Origin of the sequence: Streptomyces sp. NBC_00669 (assembly GCF_036226785.1) — a bacterium.
Lineage (GTDB): Bacteria > Actinomycetota > Actinomycetes > Streptomycetales > Streptomycetaceae > Actinacidiphila.
Map to the genome: position 1 here is coordinate 5,423,145 of NZ_CP109018.1, position 18,421 is coordinate 5,441,565.

Below are 18,421 nucleotides of genomic sequence, written 5' to 3' on the forward strand. Positions count from 1 at the left end.
CCCGCTCGACCCGCTCCGCCGTGCGGCCCCTCCTCCACCCGCACGGCTCGGGCCCGCGGCCGATGACGGCCGCGGGCCCGTAGTGCGGGAAACCGGGGGTCAGTGACCGCCGTTGTGCTCCTTCAGGCGGCGGAAGGACTCCTCGATCTCCGCCTCGGCCTCGGTGCGGCCGACCCAGTTCGCGCCCTCGACGGACTTGCCGGGCTCCAGGTCCTTGTAGACCTCGAAGAAGTGCTGGATCTCCAGGCGGTCGAACTCCGAGACGTGGTGGATGTCCCGCAGGTGCTCCACGCGCGGGTCGGACGCGGGCACGCACAGCACCTTGTCGTCGCCGCCGGCCTCGTCGGTCATCCGGAACATCCCGATGGCGCGGCAGGTGATCAGGCACCCGGGGAACGTCGGCTCGTCCAGGATGACCAGCGCGTCCAGCGGGTCGCCGTCCTGGCCGAGGGTGTTCTCGATGAAGCCGTAGTCCGCGGGGTAACTCGTGGACGTGAAGAGCCTGCGGTCCAGGCGGATACGACCGGACTCGTGGTCCACCTCGTACTTGTTTCGTGAACCCTTCGGGATCTCGATCGTGACGTCGAACTCCACGGCCCTACTCCTCAATGATCAGCACACAGTGTGGGTGGTTAAGTGTCTCCCACGCATCGGGGTGGTCGCGAAAGGGGCTGGTCGGCTGTGCCGCTCGGCAGGACGTGGCAGGTCGTGGCGGTATCCGCCGGGATGGGCGTGGTCGTCGCCGCGGGGGCGGCGGCCGCGGCCGGGCCGTGGCAGGGCGGGCAGCGCACCGCGGAACGGAACTTCGCCGCCACGCGGGACGCCGAGGCCGGACCGGGCGGGAAGCCGAAGGCCACGCCCGGCCCCGCATCCACGGCCGTCTCCCCGGTCGGACCCGGGGGCATATCGACGGCCGTGCCGTCCGCGGCGCCCGTCCTGCTGCCCGTCGGCGGCTCCGCGGCGCCCCTGCCGGCCGGCCTCTCCGTCGAGCTCGCCCGCAAGCTCGACCCGCTGCTGACGGCGTACGGCATGGGCCCGGTCCGCACCGGCGCCGTGATCGACGTGAGCAGCGGCAGCGTGCTCTACGACCACCAGGACGGCACCGCGACGACCCCCGCGTCCACCACCAAACTCGCCACCGCGACGGCCGCGCTGGGCCTGCTCGGCCCGGAGAAGCGGCTGACCACGCGGGTGGTGGCGACCGGGACCACCGGGAAGGGTGACGTGGTGCTGGTCGGCGGCGGTGACCCCACGCTGGAGTTGGGGCAACTCGCCGAGGACACCGCGAAGGCGCTGAAGGCGGCCGGGCGGACGAAGATCGCGCTCGGGTACGACACGTCGCTGTACAGCGGGCCGGCGCTGCACCCCATCGGGCACAACGAGAACCTCGCGCCGGTCACCGCGCTGATGGCCGACGAGGGGCGGCTCGACGGGAGCAGCAGCGGCCCCGCGTCCCGCGCGTGGGACCCGGCGGCGAGCGCGGCGGGGGACTTCGCGCAGTTGCTCGGCAAGCAGGGGATCACCGTGGCCGGCGTCGCGCACGAGCACGCGGGGACGGCGGGGAACGTGGCCGGCACCACGCTCGCCACGCACGTGTCGGCGCCGCTGGCCGACCTCGTGGAACGCATGCTCACCAACAGCGACAACGACCTCGCGGAGGCGCTGGCGCGGCAGGCCGCGATCGCGAGCGGGCGGCCGGCGAGCTTCGCGGGGGGTGCGGCGGCGATCAGGGCGGCGCTGGTGCGGTACGGGGTGCCGCTGCCGCGGGCGTCGTTCCACGACGGGAGCGGGCTCGACCACGACGACCGGCTGGCGCCGGTCACCCTCGCGCGGTTGCTGGCGCTGGCGGCGAGCCCTGAACACGCCGAGCTGCGCTCGATCCTCACGGGGGTGCCGGTGGCGGACTTCACGGGGACGCTGGCGGCGCGGTTCCACGGGTCGCCTGCGGCGGGCCTGGTGCACGCGAAGACGGGGACGCTCACGGGGACCAACACGATCGCCGGGACCGTGGTCACCGCCGGCGGGCGGCTGCTCGCGTTCTCGTTCATGACCCAGGGCGGATACGACCCCGTCGCCACCGAGCGCGCCCTCGACGCCCTCGCGACAGCCGTAGCCACCGCCTGACCCTGCGGGGCTCCCCCGTTCTGTCGGCCCAGGGACCACCTCCCGGTGAGAGCCGGCCCCTGCGGGGTGGCTGCCTCGTCCTCGTCTGCGGGCCCGTTGTGGTTGGTCGCGCAGTTCCCCGCGCCCCCCTGCGGGGTGGCTGCCTCGTCCCCGTCTGCGGGCCCGTTGTGGCTGGTCGCGCAGTTCCCCGCGCCCCTTCGGGCTTGCGCCGTTGTGGGTTCGGTCTGCTTCCCGGCCGCGGGCTCGTTGTGGCTGGTCGCGCAGTTCCCCGCGCCCCTTCGGGGGCCCGCCGTCGCAGTGCCGGTTGGTTCCCGAGTGCTGACCGGTGGCCTGCTGTGCGCTGCGGAGCAGCCGCACATACTCAGGGGCGCGGGGAACTGCGCGACCAGCCACGTCCGGCGGGCAGGTAGGTGCCCACAGCAAGGGGCCGCCACCCAGGGGCGCGGGGAACTGCGCGCTCGGCCACGACGGGCCCGCGGACGAGGCGAGGCGGCGACCCCGCAGGGGCACGCGCTCGGCCACGACGGGCCCGCGGACGAGGGCGAGGCGGCCACCCCGCAGGGGCACGCGCTCGGCCACGACGGGCCCGCGGACGAGGCGAGGCAGCCACCCCGCAGGGGCCCGCGGGCGGATCGGAGCCCTGAGAGCGGGGGCGGAGAAGCGTTAGGCACCCCCAAAGCGGGAGCGGCAACGTACCGTGAAGGTATGACGAGCATCGGTGGAAGCGAGATGGTCGACTGGAACCTCGCCGTGGCGACCGCGCAGCGGCTGACGCGGCCCGGGCCGGAGGTGAGCCGGGACGAGGCACGCGCGATCGTGGCCGAGTTGCGGACCCACGCGGAGGAGTCGGAGAACCACGTCAGCGCGTTCACGCGGATGTACGGCGACGGCGGGGCCCGCCCGCACGGCACCCCCGTGCTGATCGTGGACCGCCCCGGCTGGGTCCGCGCCAACGTCGCGGGCTTCCGCGAGGTGCTCAAACCGCTGCTGGGCAAGATGCAGGCCCGCCGCCCGGGCGGCCCGGGCGGCGTCATGCTGGGCACCGTGGGCGGCAAGGTCACCGGCGTCGAGGTCGGGATGCTGCTGAGCTTCCTGTCCTCCCGGGTGCTCGGCCAGTACGAGACGTTCGCCCCCGCCACGCGGGAGATGCCCGCGGGACCGGTGCAGCCGGGCCCGGGGGAGCCCAGGGCCGGGCGGCTGCTGCTGGTCGCCCCGAACATCGTGCACGTCGAGCGCGAGCTGGACGTCGACCCGCACGACTTCCGGCTGTGGGTGTGCCTGCACGAGGAGACCCACCGCACCCAGTTCTCCGCCGTGCCCTGGCTGCGCGACCACATCGAGGGCGAGATCCAGTCCTTCCTCGGCGAGACCGAACTCGACGCCTCCACGGTCGTGGAGCGGGTCCGGCAGGCGGTGCAGACCTTCAGCGGCGCCGGCAAGGACCGCGAGGAGGGCGAGGAGGGGGCCGACGGCGAGCCGGACGACGGCCGCAGCCTCGTGGACCTCGTGCAGACCCCCGCGCAGAAGGAGATCCTCACCCGGCTGACCGCCGTGATGTCGCTGCTGGAGGGGCACGCCGACTACGTGATGGACGGCGTGGGCCCCGAGGTGGTGCCGAGCGTCGCGGAGATCCGGGAGAAGTTCGGGCAGCGCCGCGCCAGCGGCGCGGGCCGGCTCGACCAGGCGCTGCGCCGGCTGCTGGGCCTGGACGCGAAGCTGCGGCAGTACCGCGACGGCGAGCGGTTCGTGCGCGGCGTGGTCAAGGACGTCGGCATGGACGGCTTCAACCGCGTGTGGACCTCGCCGAACACGCTGCCCACCAAGGCGGAGATCGCCAAACCCGCGGAGTGGGTGGCGCGGGTGCACGGCCGCACCGACGGCTGAGCCGGGCGCCGTACCGTACCGCCGTGGACGCGGGCGGGCTCGTTCGCAGGAGCGCGAGCCCCGGCCGCGCCTCCGCGAGCCCTGGCCGTTCGCACCCTCCGCCTCACCCGTACCGGCCGTGCCGCCCCGCTGAGGGTGGTCCGGCCGCTGGTTTTGCGCCCGGTTCACCCGTCCGAGGGACCGCTGGCGTGGGGTGCCGCGTGCGATGCTCGGGTTATGCCCGGGCTTCTGTCACCATCTGAATACCCTGCGTCAACCTGTCTCGCAGGGCTTCTCGCTCTGCCCGCCCCACCCAGCCTCCCCAGGAGGGAACCGGACATGGGACCCCACCCCACGGTCGCGGCGATACGTCTGGCGGTCCGCCGCGTCCTGCACGACGTGCTCGCAGCCTCCGCCGACGCGTCCGCCGCGCCGTCCACCGCCACCGCGGGCGCCGCCGGCCCGCTCGTACTCGCCGCGTGCAGCGGCGGCGCCGATTCGATGGCGCTGGCCGCCGCCCTCGCCTTCGAAGCGCCCCGGCTCGGCATGCGTGCCGGCGCCGTCACCGTCGACCACGGCCTGCAAAGCGGCTCGGCCCGCCGCGCCCAGGAGGTCGTGGAGCGGCTGCGTGCCCTCGGCCTCGACCCGGTCGACGCGATCGGCGTGACCGTCGGCCGGCAGTCCACCACGGCCGCGCACGGCGGCGCGTACGTCGGCACCGCGGGCACCGGCACCGGTCGCCGGGTCGGCCCCGAGGCCGCCGCGCGCGACGCGCGGTACGCCGCGCTGGACACCGTCGCCGAACGCCGCGGTGCCGCCGCGGTGTTGCTCGGCCACACCCGGGACGACCAGGCGGAGACGGTGCTGCTCGGCCTCGCCCGCGGCTCCGGCACCCGCTCGCTGTCCGGCATGGCCGCGGTCTCCGGCACCGGCGGCCGCTACCGCCGGCCGTTCCTGCTGCTCGACCGCGACACCGTCCGTCAGGGCTGCCTCGCCCAGGGCATCACCGTGTGGGAGGACCCGCACAACCACGACCCCGCGTACACCCGCTCCCGGGTCCGGCACGAAGCGCTGCCGGTGCTGGAGAAGTCGCTCGGCAAGGGCGTCGTGCAGGCGCTGGCCCGTACCGCCCAGCTCTCGCGCGACGACGCCGACGCCCTCGACCAGTGGGCCGCCGACGCGCAGGCCGACGTGGCCGGCGACGACGGCAGCCTCGACGTGGCGCGGCTGCACCGGCTGCCCGCGGCGGTCCGGCGCCGGGTGCTGCGCAGAGCGGCGGTGGCCGCCGGGTCCCCGCCCGGCTTCCTCTTCGCCCGCCACATCGAAGAGGTGGACCGCCTGGTGACGGGCTGGCGCGGGCAGAAGGCGCTCAACCTGCCGGGCGGCGTCGCCGTCCGAAGGGCGGATGGCAGACTGGTGTTCTCGCCGTCGTAGAGCCGCAGACCTGAGGACGTACCGCGTAGTGAACGAGACCGACATGGGCGCCGACCTTGAGAAGGTGCTCATCGCCAAGGCAGACATCGACGCGAAGCTGGGGGAGCTGGCCGCCGAGATCGATCGGGACTACGCGGGCAAGGACCTGCTGATCGTCGGTGTCCTCAAGGGCGCCGTCATGGTGATGGCCGACCTGGCCCGAGCCCTGTCGAGCAACGTGACCATGGACTGGATGGCGGTGTCCTCCTACGGCGCCGGCACCAAGTCCTCCGGCGTGGTCCGCATCCTCAAGGACCTCGACACCGACATCGCCGGACGGCACGTCCTGATCGTCGAGGACATCATCGACTCCGGGCTGACCCTCTCCTGGCTGATCAGCAACCTCGGATCGCGCGGCCCGGCCTCCCTGGAGGTCTGCACGCTGCTGCGCAAGCCCGAGGCGGCGAAGGTTCGCATCGATGTCAAATACACTGGCTTCGACATCCCCAACGAGTTCGTGGTCGGTTACGGCCTGGACTACTCCGAGAAGTACCGCAACCTGCCGTTCGTCGGCACCCTCGCACCGCACGTCTACGGGGGCTGAGGCCGCACTGAGACCACCCTCACGGCGGCCCGGGGAACCCCTGTCGGTTTCCCGCCGTTGGAGCAGGGGAAAGCCGGATTGTTAACGGTCGGCGGCAACCTCGGGTCACAATGCTGGGGTACCGTCCGAAGGATCGGGTCATACACCGGATGCACACGCCGCCCACCAGCGGCTGTGCCTCACTGCGGCAGGAGGGACGGGGCGTTTACGCCCCGCATGGATGGACGTGAAGCGCTATTTCCGTGGGCCGGTCATGTGGATCGTGCTGGCTGTCCTTGCCGTGGTCGTGTTGATGGAAGTCGTCGGCTCCGGCGGCGGCTACAAGACAGTCGACACAGGCCAGGTACTGCACGCGATCAACACCAACCACGCCAGTTCCGCACAGCTGACCACTGGGGACGACAACTCCATCAAGGTCCAGCTCAAGGACGGCTACAAGATCAAGGGCAGCTCGAAGGTCCGCGCCAGCTACATCGGCAACCAGGGCTCCTCGATCGCCGCAAACCTGCAGAAGATCCAGGACGGACAGGTCAAGGGCGTCGCACTGCCCGACGGCTACACCGTCTCGCCGTCCAAGCAGAACGCGTTCGTCAGCATCCTGCTGTCGCTGCTGCCCTTCGTCCTGATCGTGGTGGTCTTCCTCTTCCTGATGAACCAGATGCAGGGCGGCGGTTCGCGCGTCATGCAGTTCGGGAAGTCCAAGGCCAAGCTGATCACCAAGGACACCCCCAAGACCACCTTCGCCGACGTCGCGGGCTGCGACGAGGCGGTGGAGGAACTGCAGGAGATCAAGGAGTTCCTGCAGGAGCCGGCGAAGTTCCAGGCCGTCGGCGCCAAGATCCCCAAGGGCGTGCTGCTCTACGGCCGTCCCGGCACCGGTAAGACGCTGCTGGCGCGAGCCGTGGCCGGCGAGGCCGGCGTGCCGTTCTACTCGATCTCGGGTTCCGACTTCGTCGAGATGTTCGTCGGCGTCGGCGCCTCCCGGGTCCGCGACCTGTTCGAGCAGGCCAAGGCGAACGCCCCGGCGATCGTCTTCGTCGACGAGATCGACGCTGTCGGCCGGCACCGCGGTGCGGGCCTCGGCGGCGGTCACGACGAGCGCGAGCAGACCCTCAACCAGCTGCTCGTCGAGATGGACGGCTTCGACGTCAAGGGCGGCGTGATCCTCATCGCCGCGACGAACCGGCCGGACATCCTCGACCCGGCGCTGCTGCGCCCGGGCCGGTTCGACCGGCAGATCGCGGTCGACCCGCCGGACCTCAACGGCCGGCTGGAGATCCTCACCGTGCACCAGAAGGGCAAGCCGATCGCGCCGGACGTCGACCTCATGGCCGTCGCCCGCCGCACCCCCGGCTTCACCGGTGCCGACCTGAGCAACGTGCTCAACGAGGCGGCGCTGCTCACCGCGCGCAGCGACAAGAAGGTGATCGACAACAGCGTGCTGGACGAGGCCATCGACCGTGTGGTGGCCGGCCCCCAGAAGCGCACCCGGATCATGTCGGACAAGGAGAAGAAGACCACCGCTTACCACGAGGGCGGACACGCCCTGGTCGCGGCGGCCTCACCGAACTCCGACCCGGTCCACAAGATCACCATCCTGTCCCGCGGCCGTGCCCTCGGCTACACGATGGTGCTGCCCGACGAGGACAAGTACTCCACGTCGCGCAACGAGATGCTCGACCAGCTCGCCTACATGATGGGCGGCCGGGCGGCGGAGGAACTGGTCTTCCACGACCCGACCACCGGCGCCTCGGACGACATCGACAAGGCCACCACCACCGCCCGCGCCATGGTCACGCAGTACGGCATGACCGAGCGGCTCGGCGCGATCAAGTTCGGCACCAGCGACTCGGAGCCGTTCCTCGGTCGTGAGATGGGTCACCAGCGCGACTACTCGGAAGAGGTCGCCGGGCTGGTCGACGAGGAGGTCAAGAAGCTGATCGAGACGGCGCACAACGAGGCGTGGGAGATCCTCGTCGAGAACCGCGACGTCCTCGACAACCTCGTGCTCGCGCTTCTGGAGCGGGAGACGCTCAACAAGGAGGAGATCGCCGAGATCTTCGCCCCGGTGGTCAAGCGTCCGCCGCGCCCGGCCTGGACCGGTTCGGCTCGCCGGACCCCGTCCACCCGGCCGCCGGTGCTCTCCCCGAAGGAGCTGGCACTGACCAACGGCGCCCAGGCGATCAACGGAAGCGGCCCCTCGCCGGTCTCCACCACCAAGCCCACCGAGCCGGTCGACCTGCCGGAAGACCGCCCGGAGAGCTGAACATCACACCGATCCACCCCGTTTCGGGCACTGTCCGGAATGCGATTCGCGGCCCCAGGGTTCTAGCCTTGGGGCCGCGGCCGTGTTTTCGACCGGCTGCGTTTCCCTACCGGCCGCGATGGCAGCAGCAAGACGCATCAGCAAGGCGGCACCGGCGAGGCGGCACCGGCCAGGTGGCGCCGGCAGGAGGAGCGAGGCCCATGACCGACCCCGTGACGCTCGACGGCGACCAGATCCCCGGCGAGTTCGACGAGAAGCGGGCCGAGGCCGCGATCCGTGAGCTGCTCTACGCGGTGGGCGAGGACCCCGACCGGGAGGGCCTGCGCGAGACCCCGAGCCGGGTGGCCCGCGCCTACCGGGAGATATTCGCCGGGCTGTGGCAGCAGCCCGAGGACGTACTGACCACCACCTTCGACCTCGGTCACGACGAGATGGTGCTGGTCAAGGACATCGAGGTGATGTCCTCCTGCGAGCACCACCTGGTGCCCTTCGTCGGCGTCGCCCACATCGGGTACATCCCGGCGAGCAGCGGGAAGATCACCGGACTGTCGAAGCTGGCGCGGCTGGTGGACGTGTACGCGCGGCGCCCGCAGGTGCAGGAGCGGCTGACCACGCAGGTCGCCGACGCGATGATGCGGATACTGGAGCCGCGCGGGGTGATCGTGGTCATCGAGTGCGAGCACATGTGCATGACGATGCGCGGGGTGCGCAAGCCCGGGGCGAAGACCATCACGTCGGCGGTGCGCGGCCAGCTGAGGGACCCCGCGACGCGCTCCGAGGCGATGAGCCTGATCATCGGCCGCGGGTAGCTGCTCGGGGGAACCGGGGCAGCCAGGCATCCGGCGCAGCCGGGGGATCTGCCCGGGTAACCGGAAGCAGCCCGGGGGGAAGGTTTCCGGTCGTACCGGCGGGCTGTCGAGCGCGCCCGGCCGAGAGATCGTCGCGGATTGACACGACTCGCGCGCAACCCGTAGACGGATGATTCCGTCCTAGTGGGCGCAACCGTCCCTCATACCGGAACCTGTGAGCACCTTGTCCGCTGACCGCGCCCGCATGACGCACCACCGCCTGATGCCGCACGCCTCGTCCGTACCGAAGATCTTCGGTACGGCGGCGGCCGTGATCGGCCTGCTCGACGTGGTCTCCGCGGTGTTCCCCGCCTTCCGCAACCGGCGGATGCACGAGCTGGCCGCGGTCTTCCCGGGCACCGTCAGCTCGCTCGCGGCGGCGACGGCGGTGGTCACCGGCATCCTGCTGCTGATGCTGGCGCACGGCCTGAAGCGGGGCAAGCAGCGCGCCTGGTGGGCGGCGGTACTGCTGCTGCCGCTCGGCGCCGCCACCCAGATCGTCTACCGGCACTCGATCTTCGGCGCCGTGGTCTCGCTGGGCCTGCTCACCCTGCTGATCAGGTACCGCGGCGAGTTCACCGCGCTCTCCGACCCGCGCACCCGCTGGCGGGCCGTGGTGAACCTGGTCGGCCTCAGCACGCTGGCGTTCTGCCTCGGCCTGGTCATCACCAGCGCCCACCCCGCCTCCGAGCGCGGCAACCCCGGCATCACCGACCGCTGCCTGCACGTGCTCTACGGGCTCTTCGGCTTCTCCGGCCCGGTGCACTACACCAGCGACCGGGTCGGCGACGTGGTCGGCTACTCGCTGGGCGGCCTCGGCCTGCTCATCGCCTGCTCCACCGCCTACCTGGTGCTGCGGCCGGCCCGCCCGGTCGCCGAGCTGAGCGAGGACGACGAGCAGCGGCTGCGGGTCCTGCTCGCCCGGCACGGCGCCCGCGACTCCCTCGGCCACTTCGCGCTGCGCCGCGACAAGTCCGTGGTCTTCTCGCCCAGCGGCAAGGCCGCGATCTGCTACCGGGTGGTCTCCGGCGTGGCGCTGGCCAGCGGCGACCCGATCGGTGACGTGGAGGCGTGGCCCGGCGCCATCGAGTCCTACATGGACCTCGCCCGCGCGCACGCCTGGCTGCCCGCCGTCGTCGGGTGCAGCGAGACCGGCGGCGAGGTGTGGACCCGGGAGACCGGCCTGGACGCCCTGGAACTCGGCGACGAGGCGATCGTGGACGTCGTGGACTTCACGCTGGCCGGGCGGGCGATGCGGAACGTACGGCAGATGGTCAAGCGGATCGAGCGGTGCGGATACGTCTGCCGGGTGCGGCGGGTGCACGAGCTGACCGAGGAGGAGAAGCAGCGGGTGCGGCTCGCCGCGGACGCCTGGCGCGGCACCGACACCGAGCGCGGCTTCTCCATGGCGCTCGGCCGGTTCGGCGAGGAGACCGACGGGGACTGCGTGGTCGTCACCGCCCACAAGGAGTGCGAGCCGGACGCCGCGCACCCCGAACTCGGCGACCTGCGGGCCGTCCTGCACTTCGTGCCCTGGGGGGCGGACGGCATGTCCCTGGAGCTGATGCGGCGCGACCGCGCCGCCGACCCCGGGCTCAACGAACTCCTCATCGTGGCCGCCCTGCAGAAGGCGCCCGAGCTGGGCGTGAAGCACGTCTCGCTGAACTTCGCGATGTTCCGCTCGGCACTGGCCCGCGGCGAGCGGATCGGCGCCGGGCCGGTGCTGCGCGGATGGCGCGGGCTGCTGGTGTTCCTGTCCCGCTGGTTCCAGATCGAGTCGCTGTACAAGTTCAACGCCAAGTTCCAGCCCCAGTGGGTGCCGCGGTTCCTGGTCTTCCCCAACTCGCGCGACCTGCCCCGGATCGGCTTCGCCATCATGCAGGCCGAGGGCTTCGTCACCCTGTCGCTGCCGCTGCCCGACTCCCTCCAGCGCTTCCTGCCCGGCCGCGCCGCCCGCCCCGCCCACCGCCACAAGCCCGGCTACGCCTCCCTGGAGGACGCCCCCGAGCGGAAGTTCGTGGCATAGCGCCCGGCCCGGCGCCCGGAGGCGAGTCGGCGGCGTAGGGACAGACCCGTACGCTGGGCGCATGAGTACGTCACAGGCTCGGAGCGGACCGGTCGGACTGCCGCGGTGGGATCGCTGCGCCGTCATGGGTGTGGTGAACGTCACGCCCGACTCGTTCTCCGACGGCGGGCAGTGGTTCGATCCGGAACTGGCGGTGAAGCACGGCCTGGACCTGGTCGCGCAGGGCGCTGACCTGGTCGACGTGGGTGGGGAGTCCACCCGGCCCGGAGCGGCGCGGGTGGACGAAGCGGAGGAGCTGCGCCGGGTGATCCCGGTGGTGCGCGAGCTGGCGGCCTCCGGGGTGCTGGTGAGCGTGGACACGATGCGCGCGTCCGTCGCCGAGCAGGCGGTCGCGGCCGGCGCCCGGCTGGTCAACGACGTCAGCGGCGGCCTGGCCGACCCGGCGATGGTCCCGGTGGTCGCGTCGGCCGCGGTGCCGTTCGTGGTGATGCACTGGCGCGGCCGCAGCATCGACATGAACAACCGCGCGGTCTACGGCGACGTGCTCGGCGAGGTGCTCGCCGAGCTGCGGACCGGGCTGACCCGGGCGCTGGAGGGCGGCATCGCGCCCGAACGGATCGTGGTCGACCCGGGCCTGGGCTTCGCGAAGACCGCCGAGCACGACCTGACGCTGCTCGCGCACCTGCCCGAACTGGCCGCGCTGGGCCGCCCGCTGCTGGTCGCCGCCTCCCGCAAGCGGTTCCTCGGGCGGGTGCTGGCCGGGACCGCGCAGGCCGCGCCGCCGCCGGCCAGGGAACGGGACGCGGCGACCGCCGCGGTGACCGCGATCGCCGCGCGCGAGGGCGCGTGGGCGGTGCGGGTGCACGAGGTGCGGGCGAGCGCCGACGCGGTACGGGTGGCCCGCGCCATCGAGGCCGCCGGCTCCGGCGCGGTCGCCGAGACCCCCGAGGGACAGGCGTGACGGGGCGTACCGCGGAGTCGCGCGCGGTCGAGCGGGCCAACCAGGCGTTCTACGACGCGATCGAGCACTCCAACCTCGACGAGCTGGAGGCGGTCGTGCTGACCGGCCCGCTCGCGGAGTCCGTCTCGACGGTGCACCCCGGCTGGCCGGTGCTGCGCGGGCGGCGCGAGGTGATGCGCTCGTACGCGCTGATCATGGCGAACACGGAGTACATCCAGTTCTTCCTCACCGACGTGGAGGTCGCGGTCGACGGCGACGCCGCGCTGGTGACCTGCACCGAGAACATCCTCACCGGCGGCCCCGCCGAGGAGGACGGCTCCGCGGGCGCCCTGGTCGGCGGCCTGGTGGTCGCCACGAACATCTTCCGGCGCACCTCCGAGGGCTGGCGGCTGTGGGCGCACCACGGCTCCCCGGTGCTCGCGGAGGAGGATGACGACGACGAGGACGACGACATCGCGGCCGACGACGTCGACGCCGCCATAGAGGACGTGCTCGGCGAGGTCCTGGAGGCCGCGAAGGCCGACGACGAGGACCTGGACGGCGCCGACAACGGTGCCGACAACGGTGCCGACGACGGCGCCAACGGCAACGGTGGCGGCGACAACGACGACGGCGACGGTGGCGACACCGACGGGCACGACGAAGAGGCCGGCGACGGCACCACCAAGGCCGATGACGGCGACGACGGCAAGGACGACGGCGACCACGGCGACGACGGCGGCGAGGACGGCCGCGGCCGGCGCGGCGCCGGCGACGGTACGGAGGAGTGAGCAGCGTGGACCGGGTCACACTGCGCGGGCTGAGCATCCGCGGCAACCACGGCGTGTTCGACCACGAACGGGCGGACGGCCAGACCTTCGTGGTCGATCTCGCGCTCGGCCTGGACACGTCCGCGGCGGCGGCCGGTGACGACCTGACGCGTACCGTGCACTACGGTGTGCTGGCCGAACAGGTCGCGGCCGTCGTCTCCGGCGAGCCGGTCAACCTCATCGAAACCCTCGCCCAGCGCATTGCCGACACGTGCCTGGGGCACGCTCAGGTGGAGGAGGTGGAGGTGACCGTGCACAAGCCGGACGCGCCGATCACCGTGCCGTTCGACGACGTGACCGTGACGATCACCCGGAGGCGCCCGTGAGTGCGGAGAATCCCGACGACAGCACCGGACACGCCCCTGAGTTCGGGGTGGCCGATCCGACCGTGCAGCCCGTGCCGGCCGAGGTGACCGCCCGGGTCGACGCCGCCGACAGCACCCTGCAGAACCCGCGCACCGCGGTGATCGCGCTGGGCGGCAACCTGGGCAACCGCCTGGAGACCCTGCAAGGCGCCGTGGACGCCCTGGAGGACACCCCGGGGGTGCGGGTCAAGGAAGTCTCCCCGGTGTACGAGACCGAGCCGTGGGGCGTCCCCGAGGGCAGCCAGCCGGCGTACTTCAACGCGGTCGTGGTGGTGCGCACCACGCTGCCGCCGGCCTCCCTGCTGGAGCGCGCCCACGCCATCGAGGAGGCGTACCTGCGGGTGCGCACCGAGCACTGGGGCCCGCGCACCATCGACGTCGACATCGTGGCGTACGACGCCTGCGTGTCCGACGACCCGGTGCTGACCCTTCCGCATCCGCGGGCGCACGAGCGGGCCTTCGTCCTCGTGCCGTGGCACGACGTGCAGCCGGCCGCCGTGCTGCCCGGCCGCGGCCCGGTCGCCGAACTGCTGGCCGCGGTCGGCGACGGCGGCGTACGGCGGCGCGGCGACGTGGAACTGCGGCTGCCCGAATAATCGTTGGGACCTGCGCCGGCATATTCGGCGAGTACGTACGCGAATCCCGTATCCGCGTACCGGAACGTGTGGAAAGACGTGGAGGCGGACACCCGGTGAGGACCCTGCGGATCAGGACGCTGGCCGGCATCTTCGTGGTCGCGGGTGTGCTGTCGTGGGCGGCGGCGAAGTTGTGGGACACCTTCGGGACGCTGCCGGGGGTGCCGCTCGCCGCGCCCGTCGTGCTCGCGCTGATCGCCGCCGCGCTCTTCGCCACCGCGCTGTCGATAAGGTCCCGGCTGCGGGCCCAGCGTGAGCGGCAGCCCGGCGCGAAGGGTGTCGATCCGCTCGCCGCCGCCCGCGCGGTCGTCTTCGGGCAGGCCAGCGCGCTGGTCGCGTCCCTCGTGGTGGGGATGTACGGCGGCACCGGGATCTTCCTGGTGATGTACAAGCTCGACATGGACCCCCGGCGGCAGCAGGCCATCTACGCGGGGCTGGCGGTGCTGGCCGGGATCGCGGTGGTGGCGGCGGCGCTGTTCCTGGAACGCGTCTGCCGGCTTCCCGAGGACGACGACCGGCAGCACGGCACGCCCGCGCAGCGCTCCCGCTGAGCCGGACCCGGCAGGGCGGTCCGGCGGGGCGGACCTGGCGCGGCGGAGTCCTCGGCGGTGGATCGGCGGGGCGGACCCGGCGCGGACTCTCGTGGTGGATCGGCTGGGCTGATCCAGTGAGCCGGTCCCGTGCGGGCGAGCCGCGTGCGCCGGGCCGCCGCCCGGTTCGGCCGGCGCGGCGGCCGAACCGCTGTGATCTGCGCACTTGACCGGCGGGGCCGGAGATGGTTCAGTCCGTTCCGTGAACGGCACGCGCCTGCTTCTGCACCGGAGGGTCCATCTCGACCTCCTCCGGTACGCGGGCTGCGTGTGTACGGCCGCGCGCTGACGCGCGCCCTCGGCCCACCGTTCGCCCGCGCGTCGTCCGCGCATTCCTCCCTTCGGGTGGTACCCATGTCCGCCGTTCCCGCTGCCTCTCCCGTGTCCTCCGCCGGCTCCACGGCCGTCGCTCCGACGACTTCCGCTCCGGCGACTTCCGCTCCGGCGGCTCCCGCCGAGGGACTTCAGGCCCCCGCGCCGGCCGTGTCCCCGGCGCCCACCGCCGCCGAACTCCTCGACTTCGCCCGCTCGATCGCCGCCGACGCCGCCGTCGTGGCCGAACTCCCGCTGGACGCCGAAGGCCGCACCTGGCGGCGGCTGGAAGGACCCGGCGGGGCCGAGGCGTGGCTGATCGGCTGGCCGCCCGGCGCCGAGACCGGCTGGCACGACCACGGCGGCTCGTACGGCGTCTTCGTCACCGCCGCGGGCGAGTTGACCGAGCACTCGCTGGCGGTGCCGCTGCCGACCGAGGGCTGGCGGTCGCTGGAACTCGCCGACGGCGTGGACCGGCGCCGCGTCCTGCCCGAAGGCAAGGGCCGCGCGTTCGGCCGCGAGCACGTGCACCAGGTGGTGAACGTGTCCGAGACCACCCACGCGGTGTCCGTGCACGCGTACTACCCGCCGCTGCCGCTGATGCGCCGCTACAGCCGCAAGGACAGCACGCTGCGGCTGGAGTTCGTCGAGCGCCCCGAGGAGTGGTGACACGGATGACCGGCGCACAGGGCGGTCCTTCCGGGACGTCCCGCTCGATAGCGGACCATCTGGCCGCCATACGCACCCGGTTGGCCCGGCTCTCCCCGGCCGAGGCCGCCGCGGCCGCCCGAGACGGCGGCGCGCTGCTGGTGGACATCCGCTACGGCGCGCTGCGCGACCGCGACGGCACCGTGCCCGGCGCGGTCATCGTGGAGCGCAACGAACTGGAGTGGCGGCTCGACCCGGAGGGCTCGCACCGCCTCCCGCACGCCACCGGCCACGACCTGCCCGTCATCGTGTTCTGCAACGAGGGTTACGCCTCGTCGCTGGCGGCCGCCTCCCTGCATGACCTCGGCCTGCACCGCGCGACCGACCTCGTCGGCGGCTTCCAGGCGTGGCGCGCGGCGGGCCTGCCGGTCACCCCGCCGGACGGCCGTCCGACCGTTCCGCACCCGCCGATCGCGCCGGGCGCGCACCCCGCGCGGTGACCCCCCGACCGGCGGTCCTGACGCGTGGGGCCCCGGGTGACCAAGATCCAATATGTCCGTGCGCACGTGCCGTGTCCGATCGTGCGCGGTGGGTGACGAACGTGCGCAACGGTACGGCCAAACCCCCCGAAAATTAGGGCCCCGGGCCCCCACGGAAGCCTTGCGCACGCTAAATTTCTGGCCATGCCCCGTGGACGTCACCGCCATTCCCAGCCGCTGCACCGGATGATGCCGCCGCTGACCGTCGCAGGCACCGCGGCCGTACTGGCCGTCATATCAATCTTCGCCGGTGATACGGAGCTGCTGCGGGTGCTCGCGGTGGCGATCGCGCTCGTCGCGGTGGCCGGGGCGCTGCTCGCGCGGACCTGGGACCGTTCGGCCGGGCGCGAGGTCGCGGAGCTGACCGCGCTGCGGACCCGCGACGAGTGGAAGACCGACGAGCGGGTGGCCGAGCTGGAGACCGACCTGGAGGAGTCCAGGGAGATCCGCGGCCGGCTGGAGAAGAAGCTGCGCGGCAAGCGGTCGGAGCTGGCGCGGCTGCGCTCGGAGCACGCCGATCTGCTGCGGCGCTACGCCACCGCGGAGAGCGAGCGGGCCCGGGCCCTGGAGGCGCGGCGCCGGCTCCAGCGGGAGGGCGCCACGGCGCCCCGGATCGCGCTGGGCACCGGGGTGGCCGCGGTCGGCCCCGCCGCCTACCTCAAGGCCGCGGACGCGCTGCGCAACCTCGCGCGCAACTCCGCCACCCAGCAGGCGCAGCGCACCGTCGAGGACGCCCGGCGCCGGGACGCCGCGGCCGCGGACGAGCCGCAGGGCAAGCACGCGTCGGGCTCGCAAGGGCTCCCGGTCCGCGAGCACCGCCTGGTGCCCGCGGCCACCGCGGCGGCCGTCCTGCCCTACGCCCAGCCGGGCCGCTCCACCGCCACCCAGGCCCATCGCGCGGTCGGCGGCTTCGACTTCTTCGGCACCCACAAGTCGCTTCCCGCGGCCGCCCCGGTGCCGCTCGCCGCGCCCGCCGCGATCCCCGCGCCGGCCGCCGAGCCCGAGCCCACCGCCGAGCCCGAGGCCGTCACCGCGTCCGCGTCCGCGCCGGCCGCCACGCCCGACCACGAGCCGGCCGCGGCCGAGGTGATCGACCTCACCGCCCACGACGACACCGAGCAGCTCGACGTCAGCGACCTGCGGGGCGCCGCGCGCTGACGGCCGCGGCGCGCTGGCCGCCTCCGCCGGGACGGCGGCAACGGCGCCCGGGCACCGGCTACTTGTCGATGTCGCCGACGACGAAGAACATCGAGCCGAGGATCGCGACCATGTCGGCCACCAGCGTGCCCGGCAGCAGCACGTTCAGCGCCTGGATGTTGTTGAACGACGCCGAGCGCAGCTTCAGCCGGTACGGGGTTTTCTCGCCCTTGGACACCAGGTAGTAGCCGTTGAGGCCGAGCGGGTTCTCGGTCCAGGCGTAGGTGTGGCCCTCGGGCGCCTTGAGGACCTTCGGCAGGCGCTGGTTGACCGGGCCGGGCGGCAGTTCGGCGAGCCGGTCCAGGCAGGCGTCGGCCAGCGCCAGCGCGTTGTGGGTCTGCTCCAGCAGCACCTCGAACCGGGCCAGGCAGTCGCCCTCGGTCCGGGTGGCCACCTTCAGGACGTCGCCCAACTCCCCGTACCCGAGGTACGGTTCGTCGCGCCGCAGGTCGAAGTCGACGCCGGAGGCGCGGGCGATCGGCCCGCTCACCCCGTACGCGTGCACGTCGGCCGCCGACAGCACCCCCACGCCGCGGGTGCGGCCGCGGAAGATCTCGTTGCCGACCACCAGGTCGTCGAAGCGGCCCATCCGCGACCGCACGCCTGCCACCGCGGCCCGCGCCCGCCCGGTCCAGCCGTTCGGCAGGTCCTCCTTCAGGCCGCCGACCCGGTTGAACATGTAGTGCATCCGGCCGCCGGAGACCTCCTCCATCACATGCTGCAACTCCTCGCGCTCGGTGAACGCGTAGAAGATCGGCGTGATCCCGCCCAGCTCCAGCGGATACGACCCGAGGAACATCAGGTGGTTCAGCACCCGGTTCAGCTCGGCCAGCAGCGTCCGGAGCCACACCGCGCGCTCGGGCACCTCCATGCCGAGCATCCGCTCGACCGCGAGCACCACGCCCAGCTCGTTGGAGAACGCCGACAGCCAGTCGTGCCGGTTCGCCAGCATGATGATCTGCCGGTAGTCCCGCGCCTCGAAGAGCTTCTCCGCGCCGCGGTGCATGTACCCGACGATCGGCTCCGCGGTCCTGATCCGCTCCCCGTCCAACACGAGCCGCAACCGCAGCACCCCATGCGTCGAGGGATGCTGAGGCCCGATGTTCAGCACCATGTCCGTGCTCTCGGCCGCCCCACCGACCCCGACCGTCGTCTCCGTCATGCCCCCATCCTCTCAGGCCGCCCGACCGGCTACGCCGTCGGCGGATTCGCTGGGACGGG

General features: G+C 72.8%; 16 protein-coding genes and 1 pseudogene. 15 read left to right on the top strand and 2 right to left on the bottom strand.

Annotated elements, in window-relative coordinates; translation table 11 throughout:
* Nucleotides 1–99: 99 nt before the first annotated feature.
* Nucleotides 100–594 carry an inorganic diphosphatase gene (locus OG896_RS22720; protein ID WP_328465286.1) on the bottom strand — a complete coding sequence of 165 codons (495 nt, stop codon included), beginning with the start codon at nt 592–594 and terminating at the stop codon, nt 100–102.
* 114 nt (nt 595–708) lie between these two features.
* On the opposite strand from OG896_RS22720, the gene dacB reads away from it, so the two are divergent.
* The 15 genes and pseudogenes from dacB to OG896_RS22795 all read left to right on the top strand — a co-directional run bounded on the left by dacB (nt 709) and on the right by OG896_RS22795 (nt 17,161).
* Complete coding sequence (gene dacB, locus OG896_RS22725) at nt 709–2,124, top strand: D-alanyl-D-alanine carboxypeptidase/D-alanyl-D-alanine endopeptidase (protein ID WP_329368133.1); 1,416 nt, start codon at nt 709–711, stop codon at nt 2,122–2,124.
* Between the two features lie 705 nt (nt 2,125–2,829).
* Nucleotides 2,830–4,008 carry a zinc-dependent metalloprotease gene (locus OG896_RS22730; RefSeq protein ID WP_329368136.1) on the top strand — a complete coding sequence of 393 codons (1,179 nt, stop codon included), beginning with the start codon at nt 2,830–2,832 and terminating at the stop codon, nt 4,006–4,008.
* Nucleotides 4,009–4,326: 318 nt separating this feature from the next.
* Nucleotides 4,327–5,421, top strand: a complete 1,095-nt coding sequence (tilS, locus tag OG896_RS22735; protein ID WP_328465280.1) for a tRNA lysidine(34) synthetase TilS — start codon at nt 4,327–4,329, stop codon at nt 5,419–5,421.
* 28 nt (nt 5,422–5,449) lie between these two features.
* Nucleotides 5,450–6,004 carry a hypoxanthine phosphoribosyltransferase gene (hpt, locus tag OG896_RS22740; protein WP_328465278.1) on the top strand — a complete coding sequence of 185 codons (555 nt, stop codon included), beginning with the start codon at nt 5,450–5,452 and terminating at the stop codon, nt 6,002–6,004.
* Between the two features lie 220 nt (nt 6,005–6,224).
* A complete protein-coding gene (ftsH, locus tag OG896_RS22745; RefSeq protein WP_329368139.1) occupies nt 6,225–8,270 on the top strand; it encodes an ATP-dependent zinc metalloprotease FtsH in 2,046 nt (681 codons plus the stop codon).
* Between the two features lie 200 nt (nt 8,271–8,470).
* A complete protein-coding gene (folE, locus tag OG896_RS22750) occupies nt 8,471–9,079 on the top strand; it encodes a GTP cyclohydrolase I FolE (protein ID WP_329368141.1) in 609 nt (202 codons plus the stop codon).
* A 244-nt stretch (nt 9,080–9,323) separates the two neighbouring features.
* The gene (locus OG896_RS22755) at nt 9,324–11,144 is read left to right on the top strand and encodes a phosphatidylglycerol lysyltransferase domain-containing protein (protein WP_329368143.1); all 1,821 of its coding nucleotides are present in this window, start codon (nt 9,324–9,326) and stop codon (nt 11,142–11,144) included.
* Nucleotides 11,145–11,205: 61 nt separating this feature from the next.
* Nucleotides 11,206–12,105, top strand: a complete 900-nt coding sequence (gene folP / locus OG896_RS22760) for a dihydropteroate synthase (protein ID WP_328465270.1) — start codon at nt 11,206–11,208, stop codon at nt 12,103–12,105.
* Nucleotides 12,102–12,563 (top strand): annotated as a pseudogene (locus OG896_RS22765) (nuclear transport factor 2 family protein); the annotation flags it as partial. The gene folP and the pseudogene OG896_RS22765, both read left to right, overlap by 4 nt.
* Before the next feature lie 317 nt (nt 12,564–12,880).
* On the top strand, nt 12,881–13,240 hold the full coding sequence (gene folB / locus OG896_RS22770) for a dihydroneopterin aldolase (RefSeq protein ID WP_328465268.1): 360 nt from the start codon (nt 12,881–12,883) through the stop codon (nt 13,238–13,240).
* Entirely contained in the window at nt 13,237–13,875 is a 639-nt protein-coding gene (folK, locus tag OG896_RS22775; RefSeq protein ID WP_329368147.1) for a 2-amino-4-hydroxy-6-hydroxymethyldihydropteridine diphosphokinase, read from the top strand. The genes folB and folK overlap by 4 nt, the downstream gene beginning before the upstream one ends.
* A 95-nt stretch (nt 13,876–13,970) precedes the next feature.
* Nucleotides 13,971–14,465: a DUF3180 domain-containing protein gene (locus OG896_RS22780; protein WP_328465264.1), complete on the top strand. Its 495-nt coding sequence runs from the start codon at nt 13,971–13,973 to the stop codon at nt 14,463–14,465.
* A gap of 393 nt (nt 14,466–14,858) precedes the next feature.
* A complete protein-coding gene (locus OG896_RS22785) occupies nt 14,859–15,485 on the top strand; it encodes a cysteine dioxygenase (protein ID WP_329368149.1) in 627 nt (208 codons plus the stop codon).
* A 5-nt stretch (nt 15,486–15,490) separates the two neighbouring features.
* On the top strand, nt 15,491–15,964 hold the full coding sequence (locus OG896_RS22790) for a rhodanese-like domain-containing protein (protein WP_329368152.1): 474 nt from the start codon (nt 15,491–15,493) through the stop codon (nt 15,962–15,964).
* 183 nt (nt 15,965–16,147) lie between these two features.
* Nucleotides 16,148–17,161: a hypothetical protein gene (locus tag OG896_RS22795; protein WP_329368154.1), complete on the top strand. Its 1,014-nt coding sequence runs from the start codon at nt 16,148–16,150 to the stop codon at nt 17,159–17,161.
* Between the two features lie 58 nt (nt 17,162–17,219).
* On the opposite strand, the gene OG896_RS22800 is transcribed toward OG896_RS22795, so the two are convergent.
* Nucleotides 17,220–18,362 (bottom strand): NADH-quinone oxidoreductase subunit D, encoded by a 1,143-nt coding sequence (locus OG896_RS22800; RefSeq protein ID WP_328465256.1) that lies wholly within the window; start codon nt 18,360–18,362, stop codon nt 17,220–17,222.
* Between the last annotated feature and the right edge of the window lie 59 nt (nt 18,363–18,421).

Bases quoted from the DNA above. Each gene is read 5' to 3' on its own strand.
- OG896_RS22795 (WP_329368154.1), top strand. From the start codon at position 16,148: ATGCCCCGTGGACGTCACCGCCATTCCCAGCCGCTGCACCGGATGATG.
- OG896_RS22755 (WP_329368143.1), top strand. From the start codon at position 9,324: ATGACGCACCACCGCCTGATGCCGCACGCCTCGTCCGTACCGAAGATC.
- OG896_RS22785 (WP_329368149.1), top strand. From the start codon at position 14,859: ATGTCCGCCGTTCCCGCTGCCTCTCCCGTGTCCTCCGCCGGCTCCACG.
- folP (WP_328465270.1), top strand. From the start codon at position 11,206: ATGAGTACGTCACAGGCTCGGAGCGGACCGGTCGGACTGCCGCGGTGG.
- ftsH (WP_329368139.1), top strand. From the start codon at position 6,225: ATGGACGTGAAGCGCTATTTCCGTGGGCCGGTCATGTGGATCGTGCTG.
- OG896_RS22790 (WP_329368152.1), top strand. From the start codon at position 15,491: ATGACCGGCGCACAGGGCGGTCCTTCCGGGACGTCCCGCTCGATAGCG.
- OG896_RS22730 (WP_329368136.1), top strand. From the start codon at position 2,830: ATGACGAGCATCGGTGGAAGCGAGATGGTCGACTGGAACCTCGCCGTG.
- folE (WP_329368141.1), top strand. From the start codon at position 8,471: ATGACCGACCCCGTGACGCTCGACGGCGACCAGATCCCCGGCGAGTTC.
- tilS (WP_328465280.1), top strand. From the start codon at position 4,327: ATGGGACCCCACCCCACGGTCGCGGCGATACGTCTGGCGGTCCGCCGC.
- OG896_RS22800 (WP_328465256.1), bottom strand. From the start codon at position 18,362: ATGACGGAGACGACGGTCGGGGTCGGTGGGGCGGCCGAGAGCACGGAC.